We start from the raw sequence: 20,973 nt of genomic DNA, 5'->3' as shown, positions 1-20,973 counted from the left end.
TTGTTAAACCGAACCCTTAAGTAATTAAAATATAATGAATATCTTAACTTTGAATCAGCCCAGTTAACTCATCTACATAATATTGCATTGGCTGAGCTCGACGATCTGCACGGCTTTCAATATTAAGTCGTAACAAAGGCTCAGTATTTGAAGCGCGGACATTAAAACGCCATGCGCCAAAGTCCAGGCTTACACCATCGGTACGGTCAATTTGTGGATTTTGATCGGCATAGAAGTCGAAAATCTTTTGAATCGTAGCTTGTGTATCGACTACTTTAAAGTTGATTTCACCACTACAAGGGAACTTGGCAATCATATTTTCAACGAGTGTTGAGAGAGATTGTCCTGTTTCAGAGAGTAGAGCAATGGTGAGTAACCAAGGAATCATACCACTGTCACAGTAAGCAAAATCACGGAAATAGTGGTGGGCACTCATTTCACCGCCGTATACGGCATTGTATTCACGCATAACATCTTTAATAAATGCATGCCCCGATTTTGACTGTACAGCAACACCTTTATATTCGTCGACGATATCAAATGTGTTCCACACTAAACGTGGGTCATGCACAATTTTTTCGCCTGACTGTTTGATTAAGAAAGCTTGAGCCAATAAACCAACAATATAATAGCCTTCAATAAACTGACCTTTTTCATCGAATAAGAAACAGCGGTCAAAGTCGCCGTCCCATGCAATACCCATATCTGCTTTATGCTCAAGAACAGCATTTCGGGTACTGTCACGGTTTTCAATTAAAATTGGGTTAGGGATGCCATTTGGGAAAGTGCCATCTGCTTCATGATGAATTTTAATAAATTCAACCGGTACATTAAGCGCTTTAAATTTTTCTTCAATGGCATCAATCACATGACCAGCTGCACCATTACCCGCGTTTACCACTAACTTTAATGGACGGATTTTTGCAGGTTCAATATAAGTCAGTAGATGGTCAACGAACTCAGGCAAAATGTTATAGCTTTGCGTTGTACCTTTTTGACCAACTTCTTCAAAGTTATTGGTCTCTGCTAAAGCCTGAATTTCTTTTAAACCAGTATCGGCACTAATTGGACGAGCATTTTCTCGAACCAATTTCATACCGTTATAGTCCATTGGGTTATGACTCGCAGTTACTTCTATACCACCTTGTACGTCTAAATGAAAAGCTGCAAAGTACACTTCTTCAGTACCCGTCATGCCTAAATCAAACACATTCACACCTGCATCATTTAAACCGCGGATGGCCGCTTGTTTTAAAGCCTCACTGCTTAGACGAATATCACAACCTACAACCACAGTTTTTGGTTTATAGATTTGTCCGTAAGCGCGGCCAATTTTATAGGCGATTTCTTCATTCAATTCGGTGCCGAGTTTGCCTCGGATATCATAAGCTTTAAAACACGTTAAAGTAGTCATTATTCAATTCAATACATGTGGTTTGAGTTGTGTGCACATTATACATAGATCATCAAATTGGTACGTTTATAGTTTTTATATTCAAATTTTGCACTTCATTTCTGTAGGTCATATTTAAGTTTATAAGAAAGTATTTTTAAGACTTTAGTCTAATATGAAAATTTCTAAATTAGAAAGAGCTTGATTTTACTTAGCACTATTGGTAATACCAATTTCGGTAATTATTTAATCATTGATCTTGCCAATAACTGTGTTTATGATGCGCATTGTGGTTTAAGGAAAAACATTTGCACTTAATTTTTAATTGGTCATACCAATTTGTGTTAAATGTTGAAATTTTAAGGTACAAAAATTCGCCCCGGCATTTCAAGGAGATGACAATGCTCAATATGTGGCAACAACTTTATGACCCTTTAAATAATATTTGGCTGTCTAGTGCGGTTGCATTAATCCCGATTATTTTCTTCTTTTTGGCCTTAGCTGTTTTTCGTTTAAAAGGCAGTATCGCGGGTACGGGCACAGTTATTATTGCATTACTGATTGCGCTATTTTTCTATCAAATGCCGGGTCAAATGGCCTTTGCGTCAATCATTTATGGTTTCTTCTACGGTCTATGGCCAATTTCATGGATCATTATCGGGGCAGTTTTTCTATACAAGATTTCGGTAAAAACAGGCCAGTTTGAAGTTATCCGCTCAAGCATTCTATCTATTACCGAAGACCAACGTTTGCAAATGTTACTCGTTGGTTTTGCATTTGGTACTTTCCTTGAAGGAGCTGCGGGCTTTGGTGCTCCTGTCGCAATTACCGCAGCACTACTTGTCGGCTTAGGGTTTAAGCCACTTTACGCTGCTGGTTTATGTTTGATCGTAAATACAGCACCAGTTGCATTCGGTGCAATGGGTATTCCAATTATTGTGGCGGGGCAGGTTTCCGGTGTAGACACTATGGAAATTAGCCAGATGGTGGGTCGTCAGTTGCCATTTTTAACCATTATTGTGCTGTTCTGGATTATGGCGATTATGGATGGCTGGCGTGGTGTTAAGGAAACTTGGCCTGCGGTATTGGTCGGTGGTGGTGCTTTTGCGATTGCTCAGTATCTCACCTCTAACTTTATTGGCCCTGAGTTACCAGACATTACCGCAGCAATTGCTTCATTGGTCAGCCTGACGTTGTTATTCCGTGTTTGGAAACCAAAACATATTTTCCGTTTTGAACCTGAAGCGGGTCAGACTTTGACTCAGCAACCTACAACAGTTCAACGTTATAGCATTGGGAAAATTGCAAAGGCATGGTCTCCATTTGCTATTTTAACGGTAATGGTCACGATCTGGAGCGTTAAGCCATTTAAAGCATTATTTGCAAAAGATGGTGCTCTTGAACACTGGATTTTTAAACTTGAAGTACCGTATTTACACAAATTGGTCGAAAAAATGCCACCGATTGTGTCCGAGATGAAACCATACGAAGCGATTTATAAGTTTGATTGGTTCTCTGCAACAGGTACTGCAATTTTTATTGCTGCGATCATCACAGTTATTTTCTTAAAAATGAAAGCAAGTGAGGCAGTGACAACCTTCGGTGAAACACTCAATGAGTTGAAAACACCGATTTACTCAATTGGTATGGTGTTGGCGTTTGCTTTTATTGCGAACTATTCAGGTTTATCTGCTACTTTGGCTCTGGCTCTATCGCATACGGGTCATGCGTTTACTTTCTTCTCGCCATTTTTGGGTTGGCTTGGTGTGTTTCTTACAGGTTCAGACACGTCTTCAAATGCTTTGTTCTCGGCACTACAGGCAACCACAGCTCAGCAAATTGGTATTCCAGAAGTGTTATTGGTCGCTGCTAATACCAGCGGTGGTGTGACAGGTAAAATGATTTCGCCACAGTCGATTGCGATTGCGTGTGCCGCAGTAGGCTTAGTTGGAAAAGAGTCTGACTTGTTCCGTTTCACGGTAAAACATAGCATCATATTCACTGTCTTTGTTGGCATCATTATTACGGTTCAGGCTTATCTTGTTCCGTGGATGATTCCATAACTCCAGTGAAGGAAACGCGATGAGAATCTCCGATCAAGTGGTCATGAAATTGCAGGCATTAATTGAAGAGCGTCACATGAAAAAAGGTGATCGTTTGCCTGCCGAACGCCAGCTTGCAACTAGCTTAGGGGTTTCTCGTCCGTCTTTGCGTGAAGCGATTCAACAGCTCAATAGTCAAGGGGTGCTCAGTAGCCGCCGCGGTGATGGGACCTATATTCAGCAGTTACCTGAACAGTGGCCACAGCAACTGATTGTGAACCCGATTAGCAACCTGATTGAAGAAGATCCACTCTACCGTTTTGATGTGCAAGAGGCGCGGTTATTACTTGAAGGTGGCACTGCTTGGTATGCCGCATTACGCTCAACGCCTGAAGATCGCGCCAAAATTCATCATTATTTTAATGAAATTAGCCGCCATCAAAATGCGGGTGACTCGGCGCAGGCTGCGGTGGCGGATGCTGAATTCCATTTAGCGATTGCTGAAGCATCTCATAATGTGGTGCTGATCCAAATGATGCGTAGCTTGTTTGATTTGCTGCAATACAACGTCTTGTTAGGGCGTAAAAAAGTTTATAACGACCCCGTAAATGGTGACTTGCTCAGCGAGCAGCATTTTCAGGTGATGGATGCTATTGATCGTAAAGATCCCGAGGCCGCACGCCAAGCTGTCTGCGGTCATATTGAATTTGTGATTAATCATGTGCGTTCTCTGGATGAAGACGAAGCTCGCCAGAAACGCGCAAACCGTTTAAATAGAGTTGATTCAAAATGATTATTTCTTCTGGCAATGATTATCGTGCTGCGGCACAACGTCGCTTACCCCCATTTTTATTTCACTATATTGATGGTGGAGCGTATGCGGAATATACCTTAAAGCGTAACGTACAAGATTTGTCAGAAATTGCATTGCGTCAGCGTGTGCTGAATGACATGTCCACGTTGAGTTTAGAGACAAAACTGTTTAATGAAACGCTGTCGATGCCAGTTGCCTTGGCTCCTGTGGGTTTAACAGGTATGTACGCACGCCGTGGTGAAGTACAAGCCGCAATGGCAGCCGATAAAAAAGGTATTCCATTTACGCTTTCAACGGTTTCTGTTTGCCCGATTGAGGAAGTTGCACCTGCAATTAACCGTCCGATGTGGTTCCAGCTTTATGTGTTACGTGACCGCGGTTTTATGCGTAATGCTTTGGAACGTGCAAAAGCAGCAGGCTGTTCAACACTTGTGTTTACCGTAGATATGCCTGTGCCAGGGGCGCGTTATCGGGATGCCCATTCGGGTATGAGTGGACCAAATGCTGCGATGCGCCGATATATGCAGTCAGTGTTTCATCCGCACTGGTCATGGAATGTCGGTTTAATGGGTCGTCCGCACGATTTGGGAAATATCTCTAAATATTTAGGTAAGCCGACTGGGCTTGAAGATTATATTGGCTGGTTAGGCTCGAACTTTGATCCATCCATTTCATGGAAAGACCTTGAGTGGATTCGTGAGTTTTGGGATGGCCCAATGGTAATTAAGGGTATTTTAGACCCTGAAGATGCCAAAGATGCGGTGCGGTTTGGTGCAGATGGGATTGTGGTATCGAATCACGGCGGTCGTCAGTTAGATGGTGTGATGTCTTCTGCTCGTGCATTGCCTGCAATTGCTGATGCGGTCAAAGGGGACTTAGCAATTTTGGCTGACTCAGGCATTCGTAATGGTTTAGATGTAGTGCGTATGTTGGCACTTGGGGCTGATACAGTTTTACTTGGCCGTGCGTTTGTGTATGCCTTGGCAGCAGCAGGTGGACAAGGGGTATCGAACTTGCTTGATTTAATTGATAAGGAAATGCGTGTTGCGATGACCTTAACGGGTGCTAAGTCGATTTCGGATATTAATGCGGATTGTTTAGTACAGGCGATGAAGCTCTAATATTTCCGTATTAACTTTGATGATATTGGCACGATGGAGTCTTATCGGGAAAGGTTCAATGTAAGTAGCTAATTGACGTTACTTTTTTAAAAAAGTAATCAAAAACTTTAGTTTCGATGACGGTACGTCCTTGCTATCGCATCGACACGGCGGCATCCATGCCGCCAACGCGTCGCCAATTGGATTAAGAAATTAGCTACTGGTGCTAAGCGTCACTTACAGCCTGCGTGGTATGAGCAAGGATTTGTTTTTGCAATGTAAATTGAAAAATGGCTATAGCGAACAGGTTCTGTAAGCGACAGTGCCTTTGGTCTTGCGTAGCTTTAGTCGCTACTCATGCCAAAACAAAAGTAATGGAATTAGCTACTTTAAATATTAGTTCTAAACGGAAAAACTCCGTCGAGCTTTTCTGATTTTTAAAAAACTATGTGGTATGGATGACCAAAAGGAAACCATCATGCAAACATTTTCTCCTAAAGCAGTGATCGAACGTTTACAGAATATTGTAGGGCGTTCTTATGTTTTGACCGATGATCAAAGTACGCGTCAGTACCGCCAAGGTCGTCGTTTTGGTGAGGGGAAAGTGCTTGCTGTGGTGGTGCCGGGGACCTTGCTAGAGCAATGGCAAGTGTTGCAGGCTGCGATTGAGGCAGACTGTATTGTGATTATGCAGGCGGCCAATACGGGATTGACCGGTGGTTCAACGCCTTATGGCGATGATTATGACCGTCCTGTGTTGGTCATGAGTACACGCCGATTAAAGGGCATACAAGTTATTCATGATGGTAAGCAAGTGATTTGTTTACCGGGTGCGACCTTAGATAATTTAGAGCAAATTTTAAAGGGCTACGACCGTGAACCTCATTCGGTGATTGGTTCATCTTGTATTGGGGCATCAGTACTAGGCGGTGTTTGTAATAACTCGGGCGGTGCATTGGTACGCCGTGGACCGGCGTATACTGAACTGGCGTTATATGCTCAGGTCAATGCTGCTGGTCAATTAAAACTGGTGAACCATTTAGGGGTGAATTTAGGTTCGACACCCGAAGAAATTTTGACTCGTTTAGAGAAGCAGCAATATCAAGCCGTAGATATTTTAGATGACAGCGAAAAACAGGCGTCTGACCATCGCTATGCCCACGATGTGACCCAAGTTGATGAAGATACACCTGCTCGTTTTAATGCAGACCCGTCACGTTTGTTTGAGGCTTCGGGGTCGGCAGGTAAAGTCTGTGTGTTTGCTGTACGCCTTGATACCTATGAAAAAGTAGAGAGCAATGTCTTTTATATAGGTACTAATGATGCCGATGATTTAACAGCCATTCGTCGTTATTTGCTCACTTCACTACCAAGCTTGCCGATTGCGGGCGAATATATTCACCGAGATGCTTATTTAATTGGTGAAAAGTACGGAAAAGACACGTTCTTATTTATTGAAAAGTTCGGCACAGCCAATGTTCCCAAAGCTTTTGCGATGAAAGATAAAGTCGATGGCTTTTTAGAACGATTTAAAATTAAAGGCCTAACGGATCATATTTTACAGGCGATTACCTTCTTTTTACCGAGTCATTTGCCTAAGCGTATGACCGAATATCGAGATCGTTATGAGCACCATTTAGTTTTACGTGTCGAAAATAATTCAAAAGCACAGACCGAGCAGTTTTTAAAAGAATATTTTGCAGTGCATCCGTCAGGTAGCTATTTCGTGTGTAGCGAAGAAGAAGGCCGAAAGGCGTTCTTGCACCGCTTTGCGATTGCGGGGGCGGCAATTCGTTATCGTGATACGCACCGTAGTGAAGTTGAAGATATTCTGGCGCTTGATATTGCGTTACGTCGTAATGACCGTGAGTGGGTAGAGCAACTACCAGCCGAGATGGAAAATAAAATCCTCCATAAACTCTATTATGGGCATTTCTTTTGTCATGTTTTTCATCAGGACTATATTCTTAAAAAGGGCCATGACCCATTAGAAATGGAACATCAAATGTGGAAATTACTCGATGCGCGCCGTGCTGAATATCCGGCAGAGCATAATGTCGGGCATCTCTACATTGCTAAACCTGCCTTAGCCAATTTCTACCAAAAACTCGACCCAACCAACAGCTTTAATGTGGGTATTGGACATACCTCAAAACTAAAATATTGGGGCAAGGCTAAATCGTAATATCGAGACATAAAAAAAGGCGCCAAAGCGCCTTTTTTAATAGATGTCTTATGCTGCTTCTACTGATTTAGCAAGTACTTCTGCAACTGCTTTAGCAACAGTGTAAACATTGTTCATGTTTAAACCTGCTACACAAATACGGCCACTACGTACTAAGTAGATTGCATATTCTTCACGCAAGATATCAACCTGCTCAGCAGTTAAACCTGTGTAACTGAACATACCTTTTTGGTTTACAAGGTAGCTAAAGTCACGGTCTGGTAACGCTTTAGTGAGTTCATCTTTCAAGATGCTACGCATTTTGATAATACGCTCACGCATCTCTTTCACTTCGCCTTGCCATTGTTGGTTAAGTTCAGCGTCATTTAACACTTCATCAACTAACCAAGCACCTGTTGTAGGAGGGCTAGAGTAAATACGGCGTACAGTCGCTTTTAACTGACCGAATGTGCACTGAGCAGCTTCTGCATCGTCACATACGAAAGTTAAGCCGCCAACGCGTTCGCCATATAGAGAGAAGATTTTAGAGAACGAGTTGCTCACAATGAAGTTTAGACCCGCTTGGTCTAAAGCACGGATTGCATACGCATCTTCTTCCATACCGTCACCAAAACCTTGGTAAGCGATGTCTAGGAATGGAATAAGGTTACGGTCTTTTAATACTGCAATTACTTGGTCCCATTGCGCTGGGTTTAAATCAGCACCCGTTGGGTTATGGCAGCATGGGTGCAACAACACAATGCTTTGCTCAGGCAAAGTTTTAAGTGTAGAAAGCATACCGTCAAAATCTACACCACGCGTTTCTGCATCGAAATATGGGTAGAAATGAGTCTTAATGCCAGCGCCATTGAAAATCGCAACGTGGTTATCCCAAGTTGGTTGGCTTACCCAAACGTCTGAATTTGGGAAATAAGTTTTTAAGAAATCTGCACCAACTTTCAATGCACCTGAACCACCAAGTGTTTGGATGGTTACAGCACGGCCAGCTTTAACTGCTGGGCTGTTTGCACCAAATAAAAGTGCTTGAATTGCTTCACGGTAAGGTTTGAAGCCTTCCATTGGCAAATAAAGTTTGGTTTTACCGTTTTTAGGCTCGATACGCTTTTGCGCTTCAATAATGGTCTCTAACTGAGGAACAATACTGTCTTCGTTATAGTAAAGACCAATACTCAAGTTTACTTTTCCAGAACGAGTATCAGCATTGAACTGTTCCATTAAAGAGAGAATTGGATCGCCTGCGTATGGGGGGATATGTTGAAACATCAAAAAAGTCCTTTCATTCAACAATATGCATAGTGCTGGGTTTTTTCTGTCTCGAAAAATACGCCACAACTATGTCGATGCTCAATAATGTATCAATAAAGCTACCGTGAAGCACCTGATAATTTCACTAATATCGATATTTTCTGGATGAAAATGATAAAAAGATTTAAAAGAAATTACGGTAAATAGAAACTAATTTCTAACTCGTGCTTTCATTCAAGCAGATTGTCTACAATCTTGCTGTAATACATTGGTTGTAGACTAAAGTTTGAAACAAAAGATTAGAGGTCGAAAAGTAGCTAAAAAAGTGCCATAAATCTATAGGTAAAATAATATTAAATAACTGTTTTATAAATATTAATTGGAAAGTGGTTTAATGGTTTAAATATAAGGTGAAGTAACAGGTCTAACGATAAAAATTGACCTGATGCGTTCTATAAAGTGTCAACAATCACCTTGATTTTTTTCATTCATACCGCTATAAAACTCATAATTGATTAAAAATTGTCGACAATATGCAAGATTTGACCTTCGCACCAGAGCCACTACAAAGTCAGGGAAGAACACTGACTGAGAATGTATTTAAACAAATACAGACGGCGATTGTTTTGGGTCAAATTCCGGCAGGTAGCAAAATTTCTGAGCCTGAACTGGCGCGCACTTATGGCATTAGTCGTGGGCCATTGCGTGAAGCGATTCATCGCCTTGAAGGGCAACGTTTGGTTGAGCGCACTGCACATGTAGGCGCGCGCGTGGTTTCGCTTTCACTGCAACAGTTTAAAGAGCTTTACCAAATTCGTGCGTCTTTAGAAGGTTTGGCCTGCAAACTTGCTGCACAGCATATTGATAAAAAGCAAATTTTGGCGCTACGTGATGTTTTGCGTATGCATGCTGAAGATGAAAACTTTAAAGCAGGTAAAGGATATTACTTGCAAGAAGGGCAGGACGATTTTCACTACTGCATTATCAAAAGTAGTGGCAATAAAACCCTAGAAAAAATGCTATGCGATGAGCTTTATCACCTTATCCGTATGTACCGAATTCAGTTTTCAAATACACCCGATCGTCCGAGCAAAGCTTGGGACGAACACATCCGTATTTTAGATGCAATTGCAGAAGGCGATGGTGAACTTGCCGAGCTGCTCATGCATCGACATATCAATGCTTCTTACAAAATTATTGAGCAAACACTGCTACAAGCACAAGGAGAACATAACAATGGCTAAACAATCCGCAGGTCAGCTATTTCGCGATGCAGTAGCCCAAGAAAAGCCATTACAAGTGGTTGGAACCATCAACGCCAATCATGCACTTTTGGCAAAACGTGCAGGTTATAAAGCGATTTACTTATCAGGTGGTGGTGTAGCCGCTGGTTCTTTAGGCTTACCTGATTTGGGAATTAGTAACCTTGATGATGTGTTGACAGACGTACGCCGTATTACCGATGTATGTGATCTTCCATTATTGGTCGATGCGGACACAGGTTTTGGTGCTTCTGCATTTAACATTGCTCGTACTACAAAAGCACTGATCAAGTTTGGTGCAGCGGCAATGCACATTGAAGACCAAGTGGGCGCAAAACGTTGTGGTCACCGTCCGAACAAAGCCATTGTGACTCAAGAAGAAATGGTTGACCGTATTAAAGCAGCGGTTGATGCGCGTGGTGATGACAGCTTCGTGATTATGGCGCGTACCGATGCATTGGCTGTAGATGGCTTACAAGCTGCCATTGACCGTGCAGGTGCCTACATCGAAGCGGGTGCAGACATGTTGTTCCCTGAAGCAATTACTGAGCTTGATATGTACAAGCAATTTGCTCAGAAGACAGGCGCACCGATTTTGGCAAACATTACCGAGTTTGGTTCTACACCACTGTTTACCACAGAAGAGTTAGCATCTGCCGATGTAAGCCTTGCGCTTTATCCGCTTTCTGCTTTCCGTGCCATGAACAAAGCAGCCGAAACTGTGTATGAAACCTTACGTAAAGAAGGCACGCAAAAGAACGTGATTGATATTATGCAAACGCGTAAAGAGTTATATGAACGCATTAACTACTATGCGTTTGAAGACTACTTAGACAACGCATTTGCTAAAAAGAAATAAATAAGCCCTCTTTTAAAAGAAGGGGAAGCGATGGTCTTGGCTATCGTGAGGGCGGCATGGATGCCGCTATGTTGGACTGCGATATAGGGATATATCGTCAGACCAACAAGGATTTTTGCTTACTTTTCATCCGTGAAAAGTAAGGCGAACGGCAGGTTAAACTAAAAATTGGATGAGAACTCGGCAAGACGCTGTCGCGTTTTCACCCAAGTAAAAATTGAACAAACAACAAATTCTGGTTGATATAAAGGATGATTCTATGAGCTCAAATGAAACAACAACAGGCTTCAAACCAAAAAAATCAGTTGCACTTAGCGGACAAGTTGCAGGAAACACAGCACTGTGTACCGTAGGACGTAGCGGTAATGACTTGCACTATCGTGGCTATGACATTCTTGACCTTGCAGCGGGTAGCCAGTTTGAAGAAGTTGCTCACTTGCTCGTACATGGCAAACTACCAAACAAAGCTGAACTCAAAGCGTATAAAGCAAAATTAAAAGCACTTCGTGGCTTACCAGCAGCTCTTAAAACTGCACTTGAACAATTACCACCATCTGCACACCCAATGGATGTGATGCGTACAGGTGTTTCAGTTTTAGGTTGTTTAACGCCAGAACACGAAGACCACAACGAAGCGGGCGCAAAAGACATTGCTGACAAATTAATGGCAAGCCTAGGCTCAATGCTGCTTTATTGGTACCACTTCAGCAACAACGGACGTCGTATTGAAACTGAAACTGATGACGACTCAATTGCAGCGCATTTCTTACATTTACTTCATGGCGAAAAACCATCTGAAGAATGGATTCAAGCAATGCATACATCTCTGATTTTGTACGCTGAGCATGAGTTCAACGCATCAACATTTACATCACGTGTGGTTGCAGGTACAGGCTCTGACATGTACTCGGCAATTACTGGCGGTATTGGCGCACTTCGTGGACCTAAACATGGTGGTGCGAACGAAGTTGCATTCGTGATTCAACAACGTTATGACAACGCAGACGAAGCTGAAGCTGATATCCGTAAGCGTGTTGAAAATAAAGAAGTTGTGATCGGTTTTGGTCACCCTGTATATACAGTTTCTGACCCACGTAACGAAGTGATCAAGAAAGTTGCGCACGACTTGGCTGAAGCACAAGAGAACACCAAAATGTACCTCATCGCTGAGCGTTTAGAAGCAGTGATGAAAGAAGTGAAAAACATGTTCCCGAACCTCGACTGGTTCAGTGCGGTGAGCTACCACTTAATGGGTGTTCCAACTGCAATGTTCACACCATTGTTCGTGATTGCACGTACAGCAGGTTGGTCAGCGCACGTGATTGAACAACGTCAAGACGGCAAAATCATTCGTCCAAGCGCGAACTATACAGGCCCTGAAAACCTTGAATTTAAACCATTGGCGGAGCGTGGTTAATGAACACAAAATACCGTAAACCGCTGGCAGGTACCCAGCTTGAATATTACGACGTGCGTCAAGCCGTTGAAGATATTCAGCCAGGCGCATACGAAAAACTGCCTTACACCTCTAAAGTACTCGCAGAGCAATTGGTACGTCGTGCCGATGCCGAGAACTTAACTGCTTATTTAACGCAGTTAATTGAACGCCGTCAGGACTTGGACTTTCCTTGGTATCCTGCGCGCGTGGTGTGTCATGACATCCTAGGCCAAACTGCATTGGTTGACCTTGCAGGCTTACGTGATGCGATTGCTGACAAAGGTGGTGACCCATCTAAAGTCAACCCTGTTGTGCCGACTCAGCTTATTGTTGACCACTCTTTAGCAGTGGAATACGGTGGTGCTGACCCAGACGCTTTTGCAAAAAACCGTGCTGTTGAAGACCGTCGTAACGAAGACCGTTTCCACTTTATTGAGTGGACCAAAACTGCATTTAAAAATGTCGATGTGATCCCTGCGGGGAACGGCATTATGCACCAGATTAACCTAGAGAAAATGTCTCCGGTGATTCAGGCGCGTGATGGCGTAGCATTCCCAGACACTTGCGTTGGTACAGACTCACACACGCCACATACAGACGCTTTGGGCGTAATTTCTGTGGGTGTTGGTGGCTTAGAAGCTGAAAACGTAATGTTGGGCCGTGCATCTTGGATGCGTCTGCCAGACATTATTGGTGTTGAGTTTGTAGGTCAGCGTCAAGCAGGCATTACTGCAACAGATATCGTACTTGCCTTAACTGAGTTCTTGCGTAAAGAGCGCGTAGTCGGTGCATACCTTGAGTTCTTTGGTGAAGGCGCTGACAGCATGTCTGTGGGCGACCGTGCAACCATTTCGAACATGACACCAGAATATGGCGCTACGGCTGCAATGTTCTACATCGACCAAAACACAATCGACTACTTACGCTTAACAGGGCGTGAAGATGCTCAAGTGGCATTGGTTGAACAGTACGCAAAAGAAATTGGCCTTTGGGCTTCTGACATGACCAAAGCAGAGTACCCACGCGTACTTCGTTTTGATCTATCGACAGTCACACGTAACATTGCTGGTCCATCAAATCCACATGCACGTGTTTCAACTGCCGACCTAAAAGAAAAAGGCATTGCGGGCGTTGTTGAAAACCGCTCTGATGGCTTAATGCCAGATGGTGCAATCATTATTGCTGCCATTACTTCATGTACCAATACTTCTAACCCACGTAACACCGTGGCGGCAGGTTTGTTGGCACGTAAGGCAAATGAGCTAGGTTTAGTCCGTAAGCCTTGGGTGAAATCATCATTTGCACCGGGTTCAAAAGCGGCTGCACTTTACCTTGAAGAAGCGGGTGTTCTAAAAGATTTAGAGCAACTTGGTTTTGGTATTGTGGCTTATGCTTGTACCACTTGTAACGGTATGTCTGGTGCGTTAGATCCGGTCATTCAACAAGAAATTATTGACCGTGACTTGTACGCAACTGCAGTACTCTCTGGTAACCGTAACTTCGATGGCCGTATCCATCCATATGCAAAACAAGCGTTCTTAGCATCTCCACCGCTTGTTGTGGCATATGCAATTGCAGGTACGATTCGTTTTGACATCGAAAAAGATGCGTTAGGTCATGACAAAGAAGGTAACCCGATTTACCTCAAAGACATTTGGCCATCTGACGCTGAAATTGATGCCTTAGTTAAAGAAGCCGTGAAGCCTGAACAGTTCCGTAAAGTCTACATTCCAATGTTTGACTTAGGCGAAGTTGAGCAAGCGAAAAGCCCACTTTACGACTGGCGTCCGCAAAGTACTTACATCCGCCGTCCACCATATTGGGAAGGGGCGTTGGCTGCACCACGCACTTTGGCGAACATGCGTCCGCTTGCGATTTTGGGTGACAACATCACCACCGACCACTTGTCGCCTTCAAACGCGATTTTGATGGACTCGGCTGCGGGTGAATACCTTCACAAAATGGGCGTACCAGAAGAAGACTTCAACTCATACGCAACCCATCGTGGTGACCATTTGACTGCACAACGTGCAACATTTGCCAACCCGAAACTCTATAACGAAATGGTGGTTCGTTCAGACGGCACCATTAAGCAAGGTTCAAAAGCGCGTGTAGAGCCAGAAGGTGAAGTGATGCGTATGTGGGAAGCGATTGAAACCTACATGAACCGTAAACAGCCGTTAATTATTATCGCGGGTGCCGACTACGGTCAGGGTTCAAGCCGTGACTGGGCTGCAAAAGGTGTACGCCTTGCAGGTGTTGAAGCGATTGTGGCAGAAGGTTTTGAGCGTATTCACCGTACTAACTTGGTGGGTATGGGCGTGTTACCACTCGAGTTTAAACCGGGTGTAAACCGCAAAACTTTGAAGCTAGATGGTACAGAGCTTTATAGCGTGATTGGTAATATCGCACCGCGTTCGACTTTAACTTTAGTGATTGAACGCGCCACAGCGGATGGTAAAGAAGAGATTCTTGAAGTGCCTGTGACTTGCCGTTTAGATACAGAAGAAGAAGTTTCTGTATATGAAGCGGGTGGTGTATTACAGCGTTTTGCGCAAGACTTTTTAGAAGGCCAAGTGGCTTGATACTTTAGTTAAACATTGTTGATATTGTTCAAAAAAAGCCCTATCTTGATGATGGGGTTTTTTATAGCTTATATTTGAGTGTATATGCGAGATTTAGGACAATTAGGTGAAAGCACCTTTGCAATGTGGTGTGCTCAAGTTGGATTAATTGCTAATGGTTCAGCAATTGATAAAACAGGATGGGACTACTATGTAGAATTCCCAATATCTTCAAATATAACTACTCATGAATTACATAAATCAGCTTTTGAATGTAAAGTTCAAGTTAAAGCAACAGATAAAAAGGATAGAAAACTCGCTATTACAGTATCAAATCTTAGACGGATGGCAACTGTGCAAATGCCAGCATTTTACGTTTTTCTAGAATTTGATGGGAAGAATGAAGCACAAAATGCATTTGTTTTACATATAGATAATGAGTTGGTTTATAAAATTCTTAAAAGAGTTCATCAAATAGAACAAAGTGAAAAAAATAAGGATTTAAATAAAAAGACAATTACTCTTACTTATAGTGAACAGCACAGGCTTGAAAAATTAGATGGGGAAAATCTAAAACAAAATTTGTTGAAATATATCGGTGAAAACTATTCTGATTACATAGCTAGTAAAAATAAATATTTACAAGAGTGTGGTTTTGAAGATGGGTATGGAACAGTTCAATTTTCTCTTGAAGGTGAAGAGGGCATTCAGAGAATCATTGATGTTTCTTTAGGATTAGAAGAGGATTTAGATGTCCAAAATTTAGTTAATATTGAAAAGCGATTTGGTATCCCATCTAAAAAGTCGAATTTTGAAATACCTAAAGCAAAGCTAAGTTTGGGTGTGCAACCACCAAAAAAAGGAAAAATTAGATTTAAAGAAGATAGTCTCTCTACTGGCTTAGTTTTTGATATAGATTTTTATAACTCACCTTTTAGTTTTAATGAATTTAGGAAATTTTCAAAATTTCGAGTTGTTGGCGATTTCTTTGATATGACTTTTGAGCCATATAAAGAACAATCTAATTATAAGTTTAACTTAGGTGAAGATAGGAGATTTGAGTTAAAGAAACTAAAAGATGCTATTGGCTTAATTGAATTGATGAGCAGAGATAACCAAGAATTCATTATTGAACTAATTATAGAAAATTTTGAAACTGTAGTTTCTTCATCTAAAAGTAAATTTATAAAAAGAGAGTTAAGTATATTTGATGATCTATTGAATAAGGCATTAGAAATATGTTTTCAAAGCAAAATTTATGATGAAATATTTATTTCTATTCAGGAGTTATATAATTATAGAGAAGAAATTGAACAGTTCCATACTATACTTACTAAAACAAATAAGTGTGATTTTAGAGTCGAGTGTGAGGTAGACAGTAATCACATATTCGAATTTGAGAAAACAACCTCGACTTCGGCTATATTTTGCAGATTAGGTAGTCATGCCATAGGAGCAATTCTAACAATTATTGGTAAACCTGAGAAAATATCAAAAAATAAATTTAGGATTGATAAAGGTGAACTAATGATAGAAAGAACTCTTATATTTACTCGAAGTAATGAAAATATTAATGAAGAAATTAGTAGAGTAATACAAAATACGATAAGTAAATATGCAGATGAATACGACGTTTTCTATAACTGGGATACAGATGTTGTATAAAATAAAAACATAAAAAAAGCCCGACATCCTGTCGGGCTTTTTCGTATTTGGTTGCTAGATATGACTCCTGTCGTATCTCACGATCCTGATGCATGAACCTATTATTGTTGTTTTATGTTCCGGAACATCCTGTTCCTGTATGAGTTCATATTAGAAAAAAAGCAGGGGACAGCCAATCCGCTAAATCCCTAAATCTGTGTAAGATAAATCGTACAAATAACATTTTTTGCATTTATGCCATCATCATTGGGCGAAATGGACAATTGACATTCACCTTAACTGGGTTATATTCCTGTTTAATATATATACGATTATAGGAATGTAATCATGGTAACAGCTGGCGAAAAACCCGGAACAGGCTTCTATTTCTGTGCTCAGTGCGGACATCGAGTGTTTTTAGAAATTAACACTGACCCTTTACCACCTTGCACGAAATGCTACTGCACACAATTTAAACGTTAAGAATGAAATAATATTTGCGTTCGCATTTAACAAAAAGCCCTGTCACCCGATGGGGCTTTTTGTTAATTTAAAAATAAGACTTACATAACAAGACCCGCGATGGGCATGAAAAAGGAAACCGTTATGGAAACAATATTGGGTTTATGTATTGGCGTGGGGCTGAGCGCTGCCTGCGGTTTTCGCGTGTTCGTGCCGCTACTGGTGATGAGCGTTGCAACCATGATGGGATGGTTTGAGCCATCAAAAGGTTTTGAATGGTTAGCTCTGCCATCGGTGTGTTTGGCTTTAGGTGTGGCAACGGTGTGTGAAGTTGCAGCCTATTATATTCCATGGGTCGATAATGCCTTAGACACAGTCGCAACCCCTGCGGCGATGATTGCGGGTACGTTAGCGACCATGGCGGTGAGTAGTGGAGAAATGTCTCAGTTTGCTAGTTGGGCGGCAGCGATTATTGTGGGCGGTGGTACGGCTGGTGTGGTGCAAATGAGTACCGTTGCTGCACGTGGTGTTTCAACTGCAACCACAGGTGGATTAGGGAACTTTGTCGTTGCGACAGGTGAATGGATTGGAGCAATCTTACTTTCGGTTTCGGCCATGTTAGTGCCTGCACTTGTTGCGGTAGTGGTGCTGATTGCAGTTATCTGGGTAGTGCGTTGGATCCGTCATAAAAAGCAACAACAGGCGCATAGTCCTCTATAGGTTTAGCCTAAACATCATTTTTAAAGAGCAATAAAAAAAGCCCAACATCCTGTTGGGCTTTTTCGTATTTGGGTACTAGATATGACTCCTGTCGTATCTCACGCTCCTGGTGCTTGAACCTATTATTGTTGTTTTGTGTTCCGGAACATCCTGTTCCTGTATGAGTTCATATTAGGAAAAAAGAGAGGGGTCGCCAATCCGCAAAATCCTTAAAAGTTTGTAGGATAAAACGTACATTGAGAAATGATTTAACTTTTTAAAATGAATATGAATAATAGCCACCTTATTACTTTAAGAAAAAATCAAATGCGTATTAGAAAATCTTCAAGACTATTAGTTCTTAATGAAAATCATCAAATTTTGTTATTTCAGTTTACTCATACAAATGATGCTTTGGCTGGACAATCATATTGGGCAACCGTAGGTGGCGGGCTTGAAGAAGGGGAAACCTTCGAGCAAGCAGCTTGCCGAGAGCTTTATGAAGAGTTAGGTCTAGTCAGGCAAAACGTAGGTACTCATGTTGCAACACGCAATTTTGAAATGATGTTACCGAGTGCGGAAGTTGTGATTTCTGATGAAAGGCTTTTTATTGTTTTTATTAAAAATGAAGAAGTGAATACAGCAAACTGGACTGAACAAGAAAAGCTTGTGATTAGTAAAAGCCGTTGGTGGACGTTTGATGAGTTAAGCCAAACAGATGAGATTGTTTATCCAAACAACATTCCTAAAATTCTTGCAGAGAGTCTACCTGAGATTTTTAACCCCTAAAATCTCCTAATATTCAGACATAAAAAAAGCCCGACATCCTGTCGAGCTTTTTCGTATTTGGTTGCTAGATATGACTCCTGTCGTATCTCACGTTCCTGGTGCTTGAACCTATTATTGTTGTTTTGTGTTCCGGAACATCCTGTTCCTGTATGAACTCATCATAGGAAAAAAGTAGGGTGTCGCCAATCCGCAAAATCCCTAAAAGTTTGTAAGTTAAAGCGTACAAAAATGGGTAGGGTTATCCTTATATAAAAGGGTTTTCAGTTTCCCAAGGCTTGCTGCTAAAAATAATCTGGCCATTTTCAACACAGAGGATCCACGTATAGAAATACTCTTCTCCTAACCCTCGACATTCAAAATTTGCATTTGGAAATAGAGCGGTAATTTTTTCTATGAGTTGTAAGCAATAAACGGGATCGACATTAAGGCCTGCCTGACCATCAGAAAAGGCATCTACTAAATTACCATAAACATCTTCGTGGATTGAATCCTCCTTTAATATTTCTAGGATCTCTTGCTTTTCAGTAGATAAATCAATCGTGTCAAAATCTGTATAACGGACTTGTAGTTCTGTATAAAAGCTCATTTTTATTAGCTCTATGATATTAATGATAAAAAATACTATTTATTAAACATGACGTTATCGTTAAAAACGAGCTGAGTATAGAAATATCTAAGCTATAAGAGTTCAAATTTCTTAAAAATATTTTTCTTTAGGCCTCTGTGCCACAACAGACTTTAATTTTTTGCGCTGATTTAAAGTAATAAACTATTGCAGCACAGAGATAAAGGAGCTAAGCCAAACGCTTAGCCCTGACTACTTTTGTCACACCGCTGCATGACGCTGAAAAAAGTAGGGGCAAAGTCCCGTGGGAGAACAGGACTTTGCAAACTGATATGTTCTAGGCGCTGCATCAGCTTAGGAGAGTAGGTTTGTTCAAGTCGCTGATAAATACATTCACAACTGGGTTTGCTGTGCCCACTCGTCAGGCAAATTTTTTCAAACTCCTGCTGAGTGTGTAAGTAACAACCCGAAATACCCAAACTACCTAGAACCAAACTTAAAGCCAAAAGAGGTTTATAAATTGTCATATTATTCTCATAATGATTTATATCTATGAGTAGAATAAAAATATAATTAGTTTTAAGTTTTAAATAAATTTTAGGTAATAATTAATCCTCCAGTAAATTTAGGAAAATAAAATAATTAAAATTTTAAAATTTTAAAATAAAAATAATTTATAAATTTAAAAATAGGGTGTAGAAAAACCAAATTTTAAATAAATAAAATGATTAAGCAGGAGAGGGAATAAGTTTGAAAAATGTCATGGTCAACTCCTTATAATTTATGGAGTCCTACCACCAGATTACCGCGAATTAATTTATGGTGGTAGAACGAAAGAGGGTTGACAGACTGGAAACAAAGGAACCAGCACACACAAAGGTGTCCCCCTTCCGCCCTACCATAGAGAAAAAGGGGGCGAACGAGTTCCCGACACACAAAATAAGAATTTTGCATATCGTCTTTGTTATTCGCGGTCTGTCAAAACCGACTGGCAATGTGGCCAGCAACGAAATAATAATCGGTGATTTTAATTACGTCAATTTAATATTTAAAATATTTTTGATTTAATAATAAAACTAAATGTATTTTTAAAATAATAGAATTAATATTTAAATTTATTTAGAAAAAATAAATAATAAAATAAGTTGTAAGTGTAATATTGTTAATAATAGAGATTCATCATCTTATAAATAAAATATTATAGAGATGGCTACTTTATTCTAAACTTTTAAGCATTTCTTTAGCATCTACATCGCCTGCATCGGCAGCTTGCTGAAACCAATTCTTTGCCAGTTGTAGGTTTTTCGGCGTGCCTTCACCATTTAAATACATCTGGGCTAAGTTGTACTGAGCATCGCTTTCATTATGCTCAGCCGCTTTGGTGTACCACTTAAGGGCTTGCTCATCGCTTTGTGAAACGCCGTGACCTTTTTTATATAGATGAGCTAAATTATATTCTGCGGGTGGGTAGCCTTGCTTGGCAGCACGACTGAACCATTCAAACGCCTTTCTATAATCTTGCGCAGTTCCTTCACCTCTGTCATATAGCACCCCTAAGTTATATTGCGCTTTCGCATGGTCCTTGGCCGCAGCCTTAGTAAAATAATCAAAAGCGCGCTTGGCATCTTTTTCGACGCCCGTGCCTGTGTAATACATCATCCCTAAACTATATTTTGCACCTACACTTCCATTTTGGTCAGCCGCAGTTAGCCATTTAAACGCTTGTTCATAATTTTTAACAATGCCTTGTTCGCCGCTTAAAAGCATCATGCCAAGATGATATTGAGCAACGGATTGCCCTTGCTCTGCACGATATTGAATATCGGCCACACTCGGTTCAGCAAATGCTGAAGAATGAAGAGAGAAAATCACCGTAAATATATAAAAAGCAGACTTTTGTATTTTCATATCT

The 20,973-nt window shown here is 41.1% G+C and carries 17 protein-coding genes and 1 pseudogene; 12 read left to right on the top strand and 6 right to left on the bottom strand.

All coding sequences use genetic code 11. The annotated features are described in order from the left end of the window. Positions 1–43 precede the first annotated feature (43 nt). Positions 44–1,414: a phosphomannomutase CpsG gene (manB, locus tag SOI76_RS18135; protein WP_104080425.1), complete on the bottom strand. Its 1,371-nt coding sequence runs from the start codon at positions 1,412–1,414 to the stop codon at positions 44–46. Positions 1,415–1,788: 374 nt separating this feature from the next. On the opposite strand from manB, the gene lldP reads away from it, so the two are divergent. The 4 genes from lldP to dld all read left to right on the top strand — a co-directional run bounded on the left by lldP (position 1,789) and on the right by dld (position 7,534). Continuing rightward, positions 1,789–3,456, top strand: coding sequence for an L-lactate permease (gene lldP, locus SOI76_RS18130; protein ID WP_011857993.1), 1,668 nt, complete (start codon positions 1,789–1,791; stop codon positions 3,454–3,456). 37 nt (positions 3,457–3,493) lie between these two features. Next, complete coding sequence (gene lldR, locus SOI76_RS18125; RefSeq protein ID WP_014208064.1) at positions 3,494–4,228, top strand: transcriptional regulator LldR; 735 nt, start codon at positions 3,494–3,496, stop codon at positions 4,226–4,228. Further along, on the top strand, positions 4,225–5,370 hold the full coding sequence (gene lldD / locus SOI76_RS18120; RefSeq protein ID WP_104080426.1) for an FMN-dependent L-lactate dehydrogenase LldD: 1,146 nt from the start codon (positions 4,225–4,227) through the stop codon (positions 5,368–5,370). The genes lldR and lldD overlap by 4 nt, the downstream gene beginning before the upstream one ends. A gap of 457 nt (positions 5,371–5,827) precedes the next feature. Next, a complete protein-coding gene (gene dld, locus SOI76_RS18115; RefSeq protein WP_205668466.1) occupies positions 5,828–7,534 on the top strand; it encodes a D-lactate dehydrogenase in 1,707 nt (568 codons plus the stop codon). Between the two features lie 48 nt (positions 7,535–7,582). On the opposite strand, the gene tyrB is transcribed toward dld, so the two are convergent. Continuing rightward, a complete protein-coding gene (gene tyrB / locus SOI76_RS18110) occupies positions 7,583–8,797 on the bottom strand; it encodes an aromatic amino acid transaminase (protein ID WP_104080428.1) in 1,215 nt (404 codons plus the stop codon). A gap of 335 nt (positions 8,798–9,132) precedes the next feature. Next, positions 9,133–9,267, bottom strand: a pseudogene (locus SOI76_RS18105) (hypothetical protein). Positions 9,268–9,312: 45 nt separating this feature from the next. Between SOI76_RS18105 and ydhC the strand changes: the two are divergent. The 8 genes from ydhC (at position 9,313) to SOI76_RS18065 (ending at position 18,496) form a co-directional block, all read left to right on the top strand. Further along, positions 9,313–10,023 carry a GntR family transcriptional regulator gene (gene ydhC, locus SOI76_RS18100; RefSeq protein WP_001153627.1) on the top strand — a complete coding sequence of 237 codons (711 nt, stop codon included), beginning with the start codon at positions 9,313–9,315 and terminating at the stop codon, positions 10,021–10,023. Further along, positions 10,016–10,900 (top strand): methylisocitrate lyase, encoded by an 885-nt coding sequence (prpB, locus tag SOI76_RS18095; RefSeq protein ID WP_005071840.1) that lies wholly within the window; start codon positions 10,016–10,018, stop codon positions 10,898–10,900. The genes ydhC and prpB overlap by 8 nt, the downstream gene beginning before the upstream one ends. A gap of 259 nt (positions 10,901–11,159) precedes the next feature. After that, positions 11,160–12,317 carry a 2-methylcitrate synthase gene (gene prpC, locus SOI76_RS18090; RefSeq protein ID WP_032041215.1) on the top strand — a complete coding sequence of 386 codons (1,158 nt, stop codon included), beginning with the start codon at positions 11,160–11,162 and terminating at the stop codon, positions 12,315–12,317. Beyond that, a complete protein-coding gene (gene acnD, locus SOI76_RS18085) occupies positions 12,317–14,923 on the top strand; it encodes a Fe/S-dependent 2-methylisocitrate dehydratase AcnD (protein WP_014208069.1) in 2,607 nt (868 codons plus the stop codon). Before prpC ends, acnD begins: the two co-directional genes overlap by 1 nt. Before the next feature lie 84 nt (positions 14,924–15,007). Continuing rightward, positions 15,008–16,567 (top strand): DUF4365 domain-containing protein, encoded by a 1,560-nt coding sequence (locus SOI76_RS18080; RefSeq protein ID WP_104080429.1) that lies wholly within the window; start codon positions 15,008–15,010, stop codon positions 16,565–16,567. Between the two features lie 327 nt (positions 16,568–16,894). Further along, a complete protein-coding gene (locus SOI76_RS18075; RefSeq protein WP_001983336.1) occupies positions 16,895–17,029 on the top strand; it encodes a zinc ribbon-containing protein in 135 nt (44 codons plus the stop codon). Between the two features lie 123 nt (positions 17,030–17,152). After that, on the top strand, positions 17,153–17,728 hold the full coding sequence (locus tag SOI76_RS18070) for a DUF4126 domain-containing protein (protein WP_104080430.1): 576 nt from the start codon (positions 17,153–17,155) through the stop codon (positions 17,726–17,728). A 267-nt stretch (positions 17,729–17,995) separates the two neighbouring features. Then, positions 17,996–18,496: an NUDIX hydrolase gene (locus SOI76_RS18065; RefSeq protein WP_104080431.1), complete on the top strand. Its 501-nt coding sequence runs from the start codon at positions 17,996–17,998 to the stop codon at positions 18,494–18,496. A gap of 244 nt (positions 18,497–18,740) precedes the next feature. Here the strand turns inward: SOI76_RS18065 and SOI76_RS18060 are convergent, their stop codons facing one another. The 3 genes from SOI76_RS18060 to SOI76_RS18050 all read right to left on the bottom strand — a co-directional run bounded on the left by SOI76_RS18060 (position 18,741) and on the right by SOI76_RS18050 (position 20,969). Then, positions 18,741–19,082 (bottom strand): hypothetical protein, encoded by a 342-nt coding sequence (locus tag SOI76_RS18060; RefSeq protein WP_104080432.1) that lies wholly within the window; start codon positions 19,080–19,082, stop codon positions 18,741–18,743. Between the two features lie 221 nt (positions 19,083–19,303). Further along, positions 19,304–19,588 carry a hypothetical protein gene (locus tag SOI76_RS18055; protein ID WP_104080433.1) on the bottom strand — a complete coding sequence of 95 codons (285 nt, stop codon included), beginning with the start codon at positions 19,586–19,588 and terminating at the stop codon, positions 19,304–19,306. Positions 19,589–20,276: 688 nt separating this feature from the next. Then, positions 20,277–20,969, bottom strand: a complete 693-nt coding sequence (locus tag SOI76_RS18050; protein ID WP_104080434.1) for a tetratricopeptide repeat protein — start codon at positions 20,967–20,969, stop codon at positions 20,277–20,279. Positions 20,970–20,973 lie beyond the last annotated feature (4 nt).

It is taken from the genome of Acinetobacter pittii, assembly GCF_034064985.1.
Classification (GTDB): domain Bacteria; phylum Pseudomonadota; class Gammaproteobacteria; order Pseudomonadales; family Moraxellaceae; genus Acinetobacter; species Acinetobacter pittii_H.
This window is presented reverse-complemented; position numbering and strand designations above follow the sequence as displayed.

Bases quoted from the DNA above. Each gene is read 5' to 3' on its own strand.
- SOI76_RS18060 (WP_104080432.1), bottom strand. From the start codon at position 19,082: ATGAGCTTTTATACAGAACTACAAGTCCGTTATACAGATTTTGACACG.
- lldD (WP_104080426.1), top strand. From the start codon at position 4,225: ATGATTATTTCTTCTGGCAATGATTATCGTGCTGCGGCACAACGTCGC.
- SOI76_RS18065 (WP_104080431.1), top strand. From the start codon at position 17,996: ATGAATAATAGCCACCTTATTACTTTAAGAAAAAATCAAATGCGTATT.
- ydhC (WP_001153627.1), top strand. From the start codon at position 9,313: ATGCAAGATTTGACCTTCGCACCAGAGCCACTACAAAGTCAGGGAAGA.
- SOI76_RS18050 (WP_104080434.1), bottom strand. From the start codon at position 20,969: ATGAAAATACAAAAGTCTGCTTTTTATATATTTACGGTGATTTTCTCT.
- prpB (WP_005071840.1), top strand. From the start codon at position 10,016: ATGGCTAAACAATCCGCAGGTCAGCTATTTCGCGATGCAGTAGCCCAA.
- lldP (WP_011857993.1), top strand. From the start codon at position 1,789: ATGACAATGCTCAATATGTGGCAACAACTTTATGACCCTTTAAATAAT.
- manB (WP_104080425.1), bottom strand. From the start codon at position 1,414: ATGACTACTTTAACGTGTTTTAAAGCTTATGATATCCGAGGCAAACTC.
- SOI76_RS18055 (WP_104080433.1), bottom strand. From the start codon at position 19,588: ATGACAATTTATAAACCTCTTTTGGCTTTAAGTTTGGTTCTAGGTAGT.
- tyrB (WP_104080428.1), bottom strand. From the start codon at position 8,797: ATGTTTCAACATATCCCCCCATACGCAGGCGATCCAATTCTCTCTTTA.
- prpC (WP_032041215.1), top strand. From the start codon at position 11,160: ATGAGCTCAAATGAAACAACAACAGGCTTCAAACCAAAAAAATCAGTT.
- SOI76_RS18070 (WP_104080430.1), top strand. From the start codon at position 17,153: ATGGAAACAATATTGGGTTTATGTATTGGCGTGGGGCTGAGCGCTGCC.
- acnD (WP_014208069.1), top strand. From the start codon at position 12,317: ATGAACACAAAATACCGTAAACCGCTGGCAGGTACCCAGCTTGAATAT.
- SOI76_RS18080 (WP_104080429.1), top strand. From the start codon at position 15,008: ATGCGAGATTTAGGACAATTAGGTGAAAGCACCTTTGCAATGTGGTGT.
- SOI76_RS18075 (WP_001983336.1), top strand. From the start codon at position 16,895: ATGGTAACAGCTGGCGAAAAACCCGGAACAGGCTTCTATTTCTGTGCT.
- dld (WP_205668466.1), top strand. From the start codon at position 5,828: ATGCAAACATTTTCTCCTAAAGCAGTGATCGAACGTTTACAGAATATT.